This is a genomic window from Wolbachia endosymbiont (group A) of Epistrophe grossularia (assembly GCF_947251435.1).
Lineage (GTDB): Bacteria > Pseudomonadota > Alphaproteobacteria > Rickettsiales > Anaplasmataceae > Wolbachia > Wolbachia pipientis.
Genome location: NZ_OX366363.1, coordinates 512,786 through 525,626 on the forward strand (window position 1 = coordinate 512,786; position 12,841 = coordinate 525,626).

Below are 12,841 nucleotides of genomic sequence, written 5' to 3' on the forward strand. Positions count from 1 at the left end.
TCACTGTATCAACTATACACAACAGTAACACTGAAACTAAGAATAAGTATAAAATAGAGGATTTACCTAAGCTCTTTAAGGAAAAATCCAAAAACATAAGTAAAGCATTTTCTAGCGAAACAATTAAGATCAGTGCTATTCGCTCGAGAAGTATTGAAAGCAATATACAAAAATTTTCATTTGAGCTAACAGCAACAGATAAAGACACCTTTAATATAAGATTATTTCGAATAAACCCTTTAATTGATTTTTTCAAAATCTGTCTTCCTCAGGAAAAAAATTTTACAGTCAACATGAAAGTGCCGAAAGAAAGCAGTGAATTATATAATAACCACTGTAAAACTAACAGTTACAAAACTGTAGAAGAATTCATAAATAATGCTCCATCTCAAATTCTCTTACAAGGAGTAACAATAACACTACAAACAGATGTTAAAGACATTAACTTAGATAATTTGCACCAAATAGGGTCATTTTTAAATGAAAAGCTAAAACATGCAGAAAAAACTGAAAATGAGGAACGGAGTCAAGTTACACTACAAGTAAAAGAAGCAGAAAATAAAAACAGACAAGAACAGAGTGAAACTGAGCAAAAAAACGCACAAAATAGACAAATTGTACTATTTACAGGCTCGTTTGGCTTTAACATAGCAAGCAAAGTAAATTGTAAAGCTCCAGTGGTTACTGCTGCAATAAAAGCTAATATACCAAAATATAGAATCTTCCTTCCCTTATCTAATTTTTTTAATGATGTAATAAGGTTATCCCTTTTAAGAACACCAAAACTTTCTATACAGAGCAACAATATACCATTTGGTGTCATTCCAGCGCTTGACCAGAAAAAAAGAGACATGGATCCAAGTAGTATAGGAAATCTAATACCTCAAGAAGCAGAACAGAATGTAGGTCAAACTACTTCGCACACAGAGTATTTTAAAGCTAATAGAAAAAAATCGAAAAAGCAAGCTCAAGAACTACCAGAAGAAGAAAAACAACCTACCATAAAACAAGCACGAAATGATGCTAGAGTAGCTATGATAGATAACCAAATTGAGCACAGGGGAAAAAAACTCGATGAAATATTTATTGAAGTGATAAATGGATACAAAGATCAAGATCCAGAAACATTTCGCAATGTTTTTAACTCAATATTCAATATTATTTATTTTCAAGATAAACAATTACATGAAATCTTAGAGCCAGGCGAAATAACAGAAGTATTACAGATACTCGAAAGGCCACAACCTCTTAGTAACTCACTTTTAGGTAAAGAATATTTACAAAAACAAGTATATAGAAAAAAAGAGCAATTGCTTAAATTAGTTTCAGGTGTTTATATACAACAACCTTCTCCACAACATGAAAATACTCCTCATAAATCTACAAACCCTTTACCAATTAAAGATCCTTCACCAGCAACAAATGAAGCTAAAACTCTACCACCTACTAACATTGCACTCAAATCACCGTTAAAAACTGTATTTTCCTCAAAAAAGGCTTATTTTTGTCTATTTATAATAGTAGCATCTGCATCAACACTTTGCTTATGGCATTTTCCATCAGGAAAAGTGTCAATGTTAAAAGGATTAGTGCCACCAGAAAAAAGAGAAAGTATTGGGCTAGCATTGAACATAGGGTTACCAATATTAACTGCATTATGTGTTTTGAGTTTAGCTTACTTTATATATTCTGAGTATTCTATAGAATCTATTGAACAGAACAAATCTCCTTCTCGCATTTAAACTTATCCAAAATGTAAACAAGTTGTCCTAAGAGATCTTTCATGGTAAAATTATTTATTTTCACCATATGTTTAAAGGGATTATTACGGATATTGGAACTATAACTGATACTACCACTCACCCCAACTCTGATCAAATTTTCCATATCAAAACACAAAATTTATCCTCTATAAGTAAAGGAGATTCAATAGCTTGCTCTGGTGCGTGTTTAACTGTTGTTGATATAATGAGCGATATATTTACAGTCCAAGTGTCTCAAGAAACTATGAAGGTTGCTAACTTAAATACGTGGAAAATAGGGAAAAAAATAAACCTAGAACAAGCAATGAGATTAAGTGATAAGATCGATGGCCACCTGGTTCAGGGTCATGTTGATGGGATAGTAAAAATTTTAACAATTAATCAAAATTTAGATTCTCATGAAATCAAGCTATCGTGCTCACAAGAATTAATTAAATTTGTTGCAAAAAAAGGCTCCGTTACACTAAATGGGGTTTCCCTCACAGTGAACTCAGTTATCACCAGACCCCTTTCGAAATTTGTTTGTGGTGAGAAATTTTTAGGAGAAGCACAGGCGAGCACCGCAGAATACTTAAATGTATTTGAGGAGCACAGTCAAGCTTTGACAACAAAATTGCCATCAGAAATCGAATTTCAAAAGGGGTCTGCCGAATTTACAGTAAATATAATTCCCTACACATGGGAAAATACAACTTTTCAGTACAACAAAGTAAATGATTATTTGAATTTAGAAATTGACATGATCGCTAGGTATTTAGATCAATTGATGCAGCATAAATACAATTAATTTTACAACCTTGTTATTTACAACTATTATATCTTGAAAACCATATAGATATAAAACATGCTTTTCGATAGCCTAATTATCTTCATTGTTGTCCTATGCGTAATAATCTCGGTAACTAGAGGCTTTATAAAAGAGCTATGCGCACTAATGTTTCTATTTTTATCGGTCTTTCTGACAGCTAATCACTATGATTTTTTCACTCCAAATTATAGTAAATATTTTGATTCTAAAGTTACACTAAACATACTTTCTACAATCTCTGTATTTATTATACTTAATCTTATATTCATGATAATAAATAACTGGCTAATGTACATATTATTACCCATAAGGTTGGGGTTTATCGATAGAGTTACTGGAATCTTTCTCGGAGTGCTTAAAGGAATATTGCTCTCTTATGTATTATTTTTTGCTGTGCACTTATATTGCTACACAGTATATGACAAAAAAGAGGGAGAGTATAAAATAGAAGCAGAAGACATATTGCCTAATTGGATAATAAATTCACACTCTTATCAGGCTTTATTTGTGACAGCAGAAGAAGTAATTGACATGTATGTACCAGAGTCGTTGATACTAAAAATAAAAGAGATCGGTGGAGAAATGGTTGATCAAGAAAAACCTAAAAACAATAAAAAAGAAGAGTAAATATTTATTTATAAATATTTTCATTGGGAGTATTCAAAAAGCCATATGTGTCAGGTTAAGAGCACAGAATTTTTTACTGGAAATATTAATTTTGTTTTAGCAATAAATCAACTTAAGGTCATAATATCTTGACATTTATTTAATGTTGCTATATAATAGCTATGTACATTTTGTGTACTATAGCAATAAAATTACCTTGTAATAGGTGTATTGGACCCGAGGGCAGTACTTGGCGCCTCCACCATGTTTTTTAATTATACGGGGGCGATTAAGGATCGACATGCATAGTAAAGATGGTAGCTTTGCTCGGTTAGACACCACCGCTAAGAGTTCATAATTTAAATGCAAACGATAATTTTGCTGCTGAAGAATATCGTGTTGCTGCTTAATTTAGCACAACCGGTTTATTACTAAAGCACGGTTTAGGGAACGCCGGGTAACAGAAGTTCCCCCAAAATTTACGTATGTGAAAGTTATATGGAGCAAACAGATTACAAAAAACTGCTTAATTCTGCTAAGTTTCAAGTTATCAAAAAGACTTTAGATGTTATATCAGGTAATGGTTTTATCCCTCACTTAGAAATATTATTTTTCACATATTTTAATGGTGTGACCATGCCAGATCGTTTGAAAAAGTCATACCCTACTCAAATGCTTATTATATTACAGCATCAATTCTATGATTTAAAAGTTTCTGAGGATAAATTTAGCGTCAGTTTGAGTTTTCAAGGAAAACAAGAGCGAATTACTATACCGTTTTTTGCTATTAGTGAGTTTCGTGATAAAATTTCAGGAGATGTTTTAATATTTGACAAAATCAGTATCGACTCTGATAAAGAATACAAAAGTGAAAAATGTACTGAAAAACTATCAAACGGTAGTATTATATCCATAGATCAACTGTGTGATGAGTAACTGCTCATCTTTATAAACAAAAAATATTAATAGAAAAAAGTGGTCTAACTTAAGTAATAGAATAGAGGGTAGATAAATATGCTAAATCTTTAATTATTTATTAACGCAGGTGGCAAAATTTTTCTTACATATCATCAACTTCCTTTATTGAAAAATTCAGAAAAATGTTGTATAATTATTAGTAGACTTTGGTAAAACATATGACAGATTCAGGAATTAGTATAACTTTTGACCCAAAAACTTCACATAACCTTACTAAGTTAGCTGAAATCACCAAGGAATCCGTTCAAGAACTAGCAAAAAGGTTAGTCATCGAAGGAATCGAGTGCGAAGTAGAAGATATTGCGTTATATAAAACTATTAAGGAATGTGAGGATGTAGACTGGAATACAGTACTATCTGAAAGGGAGAGGACATAAACTGAAATACGATATTGTCTACTCAAAAAACTTTACTGAAAGAGATTTTCTAAATCTTCCAAAAACAATAAGATCAAGGATTACAAAAGCGATAAACGAGCGGCTTACAACTGATCCAATTAAATTTGGTAAACCATTACGTGGCAGGCTAAAAGGGTATAGAAGAATAAGGGTTAGTGATTATCGAATTATTTATACTGTAAATATTGCAAAACATAAGGTATTTGTTGCTACAGCAGGACATAGAGACACCATTTATGAGAAGGCTACTTGATAAACATTAAATATATTTTTATACAGCCCTCCTTCCTTCCTTTATTGAAAAATTAAAAAAAATGTTGTAAAATAGCTATAGTAGTAGACTTTGGTAAAACTTATGGTAAATTCAAAAGTTAGTGTAACTTTCAACCCAGAAACTTCGCAGCATCTTGTTGAACTAGCTAGAGCCACCAAGCAGTCTGTTCAAAAATTAACAGAAAAGCTAGTCAAGGAAGCAATCGAACTTGAAGCGGAAGATATTGCATTTTCCAAAATTATTAGGGAGTTAAATTCTGATGATGCAGAAGAAGTAGAGGATAGTGAAGACATCTGGAAATAAGCAATACACCATTAAATATCTAAAGCATGTTCTTAAAAGAAATTTGCCTTCCTTGCCGGAAGATGTAAAGCCAAGTATTAAAGATGCAATAAAAGAGTATCTTGAGACTGATCCTATTGGTAACGGTGTGTTGCTACGCAAGAGATTAAAGGAACATAGAAGAATAAAAGTTGCTGATGATTATCGTATTGTCTACCGTGTAAATATTGTAAAACGTATAGTAATTATTGTTTCAATAGGACACAGGGACAATATTTACAAGCAGGCAATATTGGACCTACTGAAACATTAAATATATTTTTATACACCACTCCTTTCTTTATTGAAAAATTAAAAAAAATATTGTATAATTATTAGTGGACTTTGGTAAAACATATGGCAAATTCAGGCATTAACATAGCTCTTAGCGAAGAAACTTTAAAGCATCTTGCTGAATTATCTGAATTTACTAAACAGCCCGTTCAAGAATTAGCAGGAAAACTATTTAGAGAAGCAGTTGAGCTTGAAATGGAGGATTTTTTAGTATCTAAAATTTCTGATGAGCGTGATGTTGAAGGTGCAGAAACAGTTGATTTTGAAGATATTAAGTGGGATTAGAGCGTTACAAGGTTAAGTCTCTAAAGAGTGTTGTTGAAAAAGATTTACCAAACCTTCCAAAGACAATAAGGCTAAAAGTTCAAAAGGCTATAAAAGAACGTCTTACAGTTGACCCAATAAATTTTGGTGAACCACTACATCATAACTTAAAAGGACGTAGAAGGCTAAGAGTTGGTGACTATCGTGTAATTTACAGAGTAAATCAATTAGATCATATAGTAACTATCACAGAGATAGGACATAGAGATGATATTTATAAGAAATAAATATCAACATTAATATATATTATACACCCCTCCTTCCTTGTCCATTCTCTACTTTAGGTGGCTTTGCGCAGCTCAAAAAATGAAGTTTTTTTTGGTTCAGCAAAAACAACATTTTGAGTTTGAAAAGGCTAAATACTTGTCTTTTATATAACTTTCGTGTAATAGATATGTATGCATCCAATCATATATCTACTCAATACGTTACTTGATCTTTATAGCTTCATTCTAATATGTTGGGTTGTCCTAAACTGGCTGGTTAAACTTAATATGGTGAACATATATAATGAAACTGTCAGTAGCATAATGCACATCTTGAACCAATTGACATATCCACCACTAAAGATTATTAGAAGATATATACCACCGTTCAACGGATTAGATTTATCTATAATGATATTGCTAATAACAATTCACTTTGTAAAAGATACAGTAGCTTACTACTTTAGGTAGATGTTAAAAAAATATCTAAAATCAGCAATATATCTATCCCTTTTAATATATATATATATATCAGTTTTTAGCTATAACTATAAAGATCCTTCCTTAAACACGGCTACAAATGAGGAAGTGACAAATTTAGGTGGAATAGTAGGTTCATATTTAGCTGATATATTGGTTCAATTTCTTGGATTAACTAGTGTTACAATAGCTACAACCATAGTTTACTTGTTGATCTTCAGGCCAGCAAAAATACTGCTGAAAATTCTCTATTTAATATTAATCAATTTAGGGGTATGTGCTATATTACCACAACTTTCGCTAGGCATCACAGCAAGGTACAGACACAGTGGAATAATAGGGAATGCACTCGTTAATAACTGCCCGTTTTATGTATTTGTGATAGTAACATTAATAGGTCTTGTAGGATCTGTTGGTTGGAAGAGAACAATTTACTCTCTATTCTTCTTATGTAAAAAAATAGCTTGCTTATTTGTAAATGTTCCATTCTTCAGATCACATAAAACTGCTGAATATTCAGTTGCACCATTAGTAGTAGAAGAAAAACATAAAACTAAAATCACTACTAAACAACAACCAAAAGAAAGACAGAAAAAAGCTACCGAAGAAATTTTCAGTGAGTTCGAATTTCCAAGCATTCATTTACTTTCCAAAGCAGAGGAGTCTTTGCAGAGAAAACAGCTGAATGAAATGGAGAGCAATAAAAATTTATCTCTGCTGGAACAAGTCCTGAGTGATTTTGGCGTGCAAGGAAAAATTATCAGTGTATGCTATGGGCCGGTTGTGACTTTATACAAACTTGAACCACAAGCTGGTACGAAATCTGCAAGAGTAATTGGCCTTGCAGATGACATTGCACGTTCGATGAGTGCACTCTCTGCACGTATTTCAATAATTCGTGGGCAAAATGCTATGGGAATAGAGTTGCCGAACAAGGAACGGGAAATTGTAATGCTGCGTGATTTGCTTGAATCACCAGAATACCAAAATGCAAACTTAAATCTTCCAATTGCGCTTGGCAAAGAAATAAGTGGAAAACCAGTTATTGCAGATCTAACTAAAATGCCTCACTTGCTCGTTGCTGGAACCACAGGGTCTGGTAAATCAGTTGCGATTAACACTATGATTCTTTCACTCGTTTATCGATTAAGTCCTGACGAATGCAAGATGATAATGATCGACCCCAAAATGCTTGAGCTTTCAATATATGATGCAATACCACATCTAATAACGCCAGTAGTAACAGAGCCAAAAAAGGCTGTAGTCGCTCTTAAGTGGATAGTGAAAGAAATGGAAAACCGCTATCGCATGATGTCGTATTTGAATGTACGCAATGTTATAAACTATAATCAAAAAATCACAGAAGCGATGAATAGTGGAATAGAATTGGAGCGCGTTGTGCAGATTGGCTTTAACTCAACAACAGGCAAACCTCTGTTTGAAAAAATACCAATCAAGATGGAAACATTTCCGTATATTGTAGTGATCGTGGATGAAATGGCAGATTTGATGCTTGTTGCCGGCAAAGAAATAGAGTGCTCTATTCAACGCTTAGCTCAGATGGCTCGTGCTGCAGGAATACACATCATAATGGCAACACAACGCCCATCTGTGGATGTGATCACAGGTGTGATAAAGGCGAACTTTCCAACGAGAATCAGTTTTGCTGTTACTTCTAAGATAGATAGCCGTACAATACTTGGCGAACAAGGGGCTGAACAATTGCTCGGCATGGGTGACATGCTCTATATGGCCTCTGGTGGTAAGATCATTCGAGTTCACGGCCCATTTGTAAGTGATAATGAGGTGCAAGATATAGTTGATCATCTGAAAATGCAAGGTGAGCCAAACTACATGGAGGAAATCACTAAAGAAGATGAAAATTCTTCTACAGAGTCACACGATGAAACGGAGGATGAAGAAAATGACCTCTATAACCAAGCAGTGGCCATCATTCAAAGAGATCAAAAAGTTTCAACCAGTTACATTCAAAGGCAGCTTAGAATAGGCTATAACAGAGCAGCAAACATCGTTGAAAGAATGGAAAAGGAAGGTATTGTCAGCGCTCCAAATTACTCAGGGAAAAGAGAGATATTGGTTGAATAACAATCTTGTAATACCTTAATTTAAGTTTCCGCACTTTCAAAAAGCAAGTCAAACAAAATTATTAAAAGGTCAATACATAATGACAGTTAATTTAATAATAATTTAAACATTGGGAATGTAAAATTATAATATATTAATTAGCTAGGAGGTTAAAAATGTCTTTGTGGGAACGTATTATGTATAATTTTAAGGGTCTTGATAAGTTAGCAATAGAAGAATTGCAAAAAAGAGTGGGAGAACTAGAGAAGGTATCAGGGAACTTCGCAGGTTTGGAACAAGAAGTAATCAAACTGTCGGGTGAATTCACGGGAAATTTTAAAGAGCTATTAGGTAAATTCGACGGTTTGAACGATAAATTCGATGGTTTGCAAGAAAAGCTTACAGGCTTGCAAGAAAACTTCACAGGTTTAGAAGAAAAAGTGAAAACACTTACAGAAGCAGTAGCAGATCAAGAAAAAATAATGGCAACTTGTATCATAGTCAGTGCTGTTGCCGCAATAGCAATAACTAGTTTTGTTGCATTCTGTATCTATCAGGGAGTTAAGTGTGAAAGGGAGAAAGAAAAGAACTTGTCTAAAGATACACCAGACGCAAAACTTAATAATGTAGATGCTACCGATGGTACTAAAAAACTACGGAATGACTTAAAAGTTGACAAACATATAGCTGCATAACACTTTTCTTGAAAAGGTGTTACGCAACTTGTAACACCTTCCTCTTCTCTTAGCCTATGTAGATTTTTTGATAGTAAACATATCACTTTTTAGAAAAATATTTGTATTGTAAAGTTAGTAAAGATTCTGGTTTACTTAAAGTTTGTTAATTGCTATCTTTTAAAACACGATATTTACTATAGCACCATATGCTTAGGATTTTTTCTAAAGTTTTGTTTATATTAATGTTTTTGGTTTCTAGCTTTTTTACTGTGCATAGTGCTGGAGCTAAATCTAAGCTCAGTAAGAGATACATACCTCCTGGTAACCCTGGTGGTGCAAACTTTCATACAGATGAGGATTTTGCTGAGTCATATAAACTGTATGAGAAGCGTAGGGAATTGCTCAAGAAAAAAAAGTCACAAGATCGAGCTATAAATAAAGAAGATCTAATCAAAAAATTAAAAGAGAAAAAAATTGCTAGTCTTGATAATGAGCCAAATGACATGGAAGCGTGCATAGTCGACGATGAAGAGAGCACTATGATAAATCAGCATGGTATTAATATCGCACGTTTAAGGGGTGCTGTATTTATAGATCAAGAGTCAGTTTTCCAGTATGAAAATAAGCAGCATGAAAGTGAACAACAAGAAGAGAAGAAAGTTACTTCAACACGAGAAAAGAAAGTTTCTCCTATAAATGTCACTATAAAAGAAACTCCATCAAGAAGAACGTGCTCACATGATTCTATTGCTAATTTGGATAACGTAGATGCTTATAGTTTGAATGGTTCAAGTTCATTTGGCAGTGTAGCTGACACAGTAAAATAGTATCACAATATTGGCCATTAATAATATGCTAGATAAAGACCTGATATTGAATGATAATACATATGAATTATCGCAGATTTCCAGGCACAAAACTCATGTTGTAGAAGTTGGAAAAGTAAAGATAGGCGGAAATAATCCTGTAGTTGTACAATCTATGGCGCTTGGCGTGCATATAGATGCTGATAATATAAAAAGTAGCGCAAAACATTATGCAAAAGAGATAACAGAACTAGCGCGTACAGGTTCAGAATTGGTGCGAATTGCCTTGAACTCAGAGGAGGTAGCAAGAGCAATACCTTATATAGTAGAAGAGATAAATAAAGAAGGTTTTGACGGTAAAATATTGGTAGGCTGCGGTCAATATGAGCTAGATAAATTAGTTCAAGATTATCCAGACAACATCAAAATGCTGGGTAAAATTAGAATCAATCCAGGCAATATAGGCTTTGGCGACAAACGTGATGAGAAGTTTGAAAGGGTGATAGAGTATGCAATAATGCACGATCTTCCGGTTAGAATTGGGGTAAATTGGGGTAGTCTTGATAAATACCTTTTGCAAAAATTGATGGATGAAAACTCTTCGCTTAGTAATTCAAGGCCTTCTGATGTTATACTGCGCAAAGCACTTGTAATGTCTGCTCTTGATAGTGCAAAAAAAGCTGAAGAAATTGGTCTAAATTCAAACAAAATAATCATTTCATGTAAAGTTAGCAAAGTACAAGATTTAATTTTAGTTTATATGGCACTTGCAAAATCTTCCAATTATGCGCTGCATTTGGGTTTAACTGAGGCTGGTATGGGCAATAAAGGTGTGGTAAATACCGCAGCAGGGCTTACTTATTTATTGCAAAATGGCATTGGAGATACAATACGGGCTTCTTTGACTCAACGTCCTGGTGAATCGCGTACTAATGAAGTGGTGGTGTGTCAGGAAATATTGCAGTCTATAGGCTTGCGACACTTTAACCCTCAGGTTAATTCATGTCCTGGTTGTGGGCGCACGAGTAGCGATCGTTTTCGTATATTAACTGAAGAGGTGAATGGCTATATAAAAACTCATATGCCGATGTGGAAGAAAAAAAATCCAGGTGTAGAGCATATGAACATTGCTGTTATGGGATGCATAGTAAATGGTCCTGGAGAAAGCAAACACGCAAATTTGGGAATCAGCTTACCTGGATATGGAGAAAAACCTGTTTCAGCAGTCTACAAAAACGGCAAATATTTCAAAACTTTACAAGGTGATAATGTCTCTGAAGAATTTAAGGCAATTATTGATAATTATGTGAAGAAGCATTACACGTAACCTTTCACGGTTAATTAATAGATAAATCGCAAATAAAAAAGAAAATTAAACCTTGTTTTTCTTTTTTCGTTGGGAATGTTCAAAAAAGCATACGCGTCAAGTTAAGAGATTGTGAGCAAATTTAGAGAGGTTAAAGTGGATACTCTAGCCCTTCTACGTTTGTCTTTTAATGAAAATCGCGACCAAGTTATAGTGAGTTTTTTAAGAAATGCTTTTAAACTATTAATTTTGGTTAATACTAAAAATATAGCTCTTCTCATAATAATCCAAATAAGGTAAGATATGGATTTATGGTAGTGGGGTTTGTATGCCAGCAGCGTATAGTTATGACTTAAGGAAAAAAGCAATGGAAGCATTGGATGAGGGAGAAAGTAGAGCAACTGTTGCCAAGAGATTTAAAATTGGAAAAACGACTTTATATGAGTGGCAGAAAAGGCGTGAGGAAACAGGAGATTTTCAGTCAAAAAAGCCTGGAAGCGTAGGATATAACCATAAAATTACCGACTGGAATGTCTTCACCGAATTTGCAAAAAACCATGGCGGCAAAACTCAGTCAGAGATGGCTAAACTCTGGGGCAATATCAGTCGACAAACGATTCACCGCGCACTTAAAAATATTGGCTTTACAAGAAAAAAAGACCTACGGATATAAAGAAAGAAATGAAGAAAAGCGAGCTCAATTTGCAAAGGTTATAGCAACAAAATATCCTGAAAATCTTGTATATATTGACGAATCTGGGATAGACAATACAGAAGACTACCCATACGGATATTGCAGAAAAGGAGAGAGGTTTCATTCACTAAAATCAGGTAAAAAAACTCAGCGTGTCAGTATGATTGCAGCTCTAAATAAAAAGAAAATCATTGCTCCATTGACCTTTGAGGGATACTGCAACAAGGATGTTTTTGAGGCTTGGTTTGAGCAGTTTTTGACTCCAATTTTAAGGTCTGGCCAAACTGTAATTCTTGATAACGCTGCTTTCCATAAATCTAAAAAAATCGATGATCTTGCTAAAGGAGTAGGTGCTGAAATTCTTTATCTTCCTCCATATTCTCCAGACTTTAACGAAATTGAGCATCATTGGTTTGCTATAAAGAACAGAGCTAGAAAAAATATCCCTATTTTTCAGTCTTTCCGTCAAGCTGTTGATTCTGCTTTTTTATGATTTGTTCTGACTATTATGAGAAGAGCTATAACTTTAAATAAGTGGCTGCATAATAAAGACTAGATTCCAGACTGGAATGACATCACAGGGGTACTGGGATAACATCATCATAAAGGAACCAGTGTCAAGCTACTCGGATGACAGGAGAAGGGGCTACTTGCATGACGGTGTCGGTAAACTTAGAGCTATAATAACTATTTGCCTTTTTTCTGCTTAGGTTATGCAAGAAGTCTACTGTCTGAGAAAAGGTAGATAAAAGATGAAAACAGATAGAAGTATTTAAGTAGCTCAAAAGGAACGTTAAGTCATGTTTTTTATTTATATTGAC

General features: G+C 33.9%; 16 protein-coding genes, 1 other RNA gene and 1 pseudogene. 17 read left to right on the forward strand and 1 reads right to left on the reverse strand.

The genetic code is table 11. The features are described from left to right. The first annotated feature begins 14 nt into the window (after positions 1-14). From OPR28_RS02380 to ispG, 16 genes are all read left to right on the forward strand, one after another. Complete coding sequence (locus OPR28_RS02380; protein WP_264707594.1) at positions 15-1,742, forward strand: hypothetical protein; 1,728 nt, start codon at positions 15-17, stop codon at positions 1,740-1,742. Between the two features lie 67 nt (positions 1,743-1,809). Next, positions 1,810-2,550 carry a riboflavin synthase gene (locus OPR28_RS02385; RefSeq protein WP_264705558.1) on the forward strand — a complete coding sequence of 247 codons (741 nt, stop codon included), beginning with the start codon at positions 1,810-1,812 and terminating at the stop codon, positions 2,548-2,550. 57 nt (positions 2,551-2,607) lie between these two features. Beyond that, complete coding sequence (locus tag OPR28_RS02390) at positions 2,608-3,198, forward strand: CvpA family protein (RefSeq protein WP_015588828.1); 591 nt, start codon at positions 2,608-2,610, stop codon at positions 3,196-3,198. Between the two features lie 124 nt (positions 3,199-3,322). Continuing rightward, positions 3,323-3,652: a transfer-messenger RNA gene (gene ssrA, locus OPR28_RS02395) on the forward strand. A 23-nt stretch (positions 3,653-3,675) separates the two neighbouring features. Then, positions 3,676-4,113, forward strand: a complete 438-nt coding sequence (locus OPR28_RS02400; RefSeq protein ID WP_265023432.1) for a ClpXP protease specificity-enhancing factor SspB — start codon at positions 3,676-3,678, stop codon at positions 4,111-4,113. Between the two features lie 200 nt (positions 4,114-4,313). Beyond that, positions 4,314-4,532 (forward strand): hypothetical protein, encoded by a 219-nt coding sequence (locus tag OPR28_RS02405; RefSeq protein WP_006279413.1) that lies wholly within the window; start codon positions 4,314-4,316, stop codon positions 4,530-4,532. Positions 4,533-4,545: 13 nt separating this feature from the next. Then, entirely contained in the window at positions 4,546-4,806 is a 261-nt protein-coding gene (locus tag OPR28_RS02410; protein ID WP_255324035.1) for a type II toxin-antitoxin system RelE family toxin, read from the forward strand. 102 nt (positions 4,807-4,908) lie between these two features. Further along, positions 4,909-5,130 (forward strand): hypothetical protein, encoded by a 222-nt coding sequence (locus OPR28_RS02415; RefSeq protein ID WP_095742622.1) that lies wholly within the window; start codon positions 4,909-4,911, stop codon positions 5,128-5,130. After that, entirely contained in the window at positions 5,111-5,422 is a 312-nt protein-coding gene (locus OPR28_RS02420; RefSeq protein WP_253303024.1) for a type II toxin-antitoxin system RelE family toxin, read from the forward strand. Before OPR28_RS02415 ends, OPR28_RS02420 begins: the two co-directional genes overlap by 20 nt. Before the next feature lie 83 nt (positions 5,423-5,505). After that, positions 5,506-5,727 (forward strand): hypothetical protein, encoded by a 222-nt coding sequence (locus OPR28_RS02425; RefSeq protein WP_006279415.1) that lies wholly within the window; start codon positions 5,506-5,508, stop codon positions 5,725-5,727. Then, positions 5,718-5,993 (forward strand): type II toxin-antitoxin system RelE family toxin, encoded by a 276-nt coding sequence (locus OPR28_RS02430; protein WP_264723710.1) that lies wholly within the window; start codon positions 5,718-5,720, stop codon positions 5,991-5,993. The genes OPR28_RS02425 and OPR28_RS02430 overlap by 10 nt, the downstream gene beginning before the upstream one ends. A gap of 171 nt (positions 5,994-6,164) precedes the next feature. Beyond that, positions 6,165-6,443 (forward strand): YggT family protein, encoded by a 279-nt coding sequence (locus tag OPR28_RS02435; protein WP_265023433.1) that lies wholly within the window; start codon positions 6,165-6,167, stop codon positions 6,441-6,443. Further along, positions 6,444-8,558: an FtsK/SpoIIIE family DNA translocase gene (locus tag OPR28_RS02440; protein WP_265023434.1), complete on the forward strand. Its 2,115-nt coding sequence runs from the start codon at positions 6,444-6,446 to the stop codon at positions 8,556-8,558. 155 nt (positions 8,559-8,713) lie between these two features. Then, positions 8,714-9,232 (forward strand): hypothetical protein, encoded by a 519-nt coding sequence (locus tag OPR28_RS02445; protein ID WP_265023435.1) that lies wholly within the window; start codon positions 8,714-8,716, stop codon positions 9,230-9,232. Between the two features lie 188 nt (positions 9,233-9,420). Further along, positions 9,421-10,041 carry a TRP75-related protein gene (locus OPR28_RS02450; protein ID WP_265023436.1) on the forward strand — a complete coding sequence of 207 codons (621 nt, stop codon included), beginning with the start codon at positions 9,421-9,423 and terminating at the stop codon, positions 10,039-10,041. A 25-nt stretch (positions 10,042-10,066) separates the two neighbouring features. After that, positions 10,067-11,347 (forward strand): flavodoxin-dependent (E)-4-hydroxy-3-methylbut-2-enyl-diphosphate synthase, encoded by a 1,281-nt coding sequence (gene ispG / locus OPR28_RS02455; protein ID WP_070356735.1) that lies wholly within the window; start codon positions 10,067-10,069, stop codon positions 11,345-11,347. A gap of 101 nt (positions 11,348-11,448) precedes the next feature. Here ispG and OPR28_RS02460 read toward each other — a convergent pair. After that, positions 11,449-11,601 (reverse strand): annotated as a pseudogene (locus OPR28_RS02460) (IS4 family transposase); the annotation flags it as partial. A 53-nt stretch (positions 11,602-11,654) separates the two neighbouring features. Here OPR28_RS02460 and OPR28_RS02465 point away from each other — a divergent pair. Continuing rightward, a protein-coding gene (locus tag OPR28_RS02465) for an IS630 family transposase (RefSeq protein ID WP_265023237.1) occupies positions 11,655-12,513 on the forward strand; the annotation gives its coding sequence in 2 pieces (ribosomal slippage) (positions 11,655-11,980 and positions 11,979-12,513; 861 coding nt in all). The last annotated feature ends 328 nt before the right edge of the window (positions 12,514-12,841 follow it).

Coding starts and splice junctions, on each gene's coding strand:
- OPR28_RS02385 (WP_264705558.1), top strand. CDS start 1,810: ATGTTTAAAGGGATTATTACGGATATTGGAACTATAACTGATACTACC.
- OPR28_RS02390 (WP_015588828.1), top strand. CDS start 2,608: ATGCTTTTCGATAGCCTAATTATCTTCATTGTTGTCCTATGCGTAATA.
- OPR28_RS02400 (WP_265023432.1), top strand. CDS start 3,676: ATGGAGCAAACAGATTACAAAAAACTGCTTAATTCTGCTAAGTTTCAA.
- OPR28_RS02405 (WP_006279413.1), top strand. CDS start 4,314: ATGACAGATTCAGGAATTAGTATAACTTTTGACCCAAAAACTTCACAT.
- OPR28_RS02415 (WP_095742622.1), top strand. CDS start 4,909: ATGGTAAATTCAAAAGTTAGTGTAACTTTCAACCCAGAAACTTCGCAG.
- OPR28_RS02425 (WP_006279415.1), top strand. CDS start 5,506: ATGGCAAATTCAGGCATTAACATAGCTCTTAGCGAAGAAACTTTAAAG.
- OPR28_RS02435 (WP_265023433.1), top strand. CDS start 6,165: ATGCATCCAATCATATATCTACTCAATACGTTACTTGATCTTTATAGC.
- OPR28_RS02440 (WP_265023434.1), top strand. CDS start 6,444: ATGTTAAAAAAATATCTAAAATCAGCAATATATCTATCCCTTTTAATA.
- OPR28_RS02445 (WP_265023435.1), top strand. CDS start 8,714: ATGTCTTTGTGGGAACGTATTATGTATAATTTTAAGGGTCTTGATAAG.
- OPR28_RS02450 (WP_265023436.1), top strand. CDS start 9,421: ATGCTTAGGATTTTTTCTAAAGTTTTGTTTATATTAATGTTTTTGGTT.
- ispG (WP_070356735.1), top strand. CDS start 10,067: ATGCTAGATAAAGACCTGATATTGAATGATAATACATATGAATTATCG.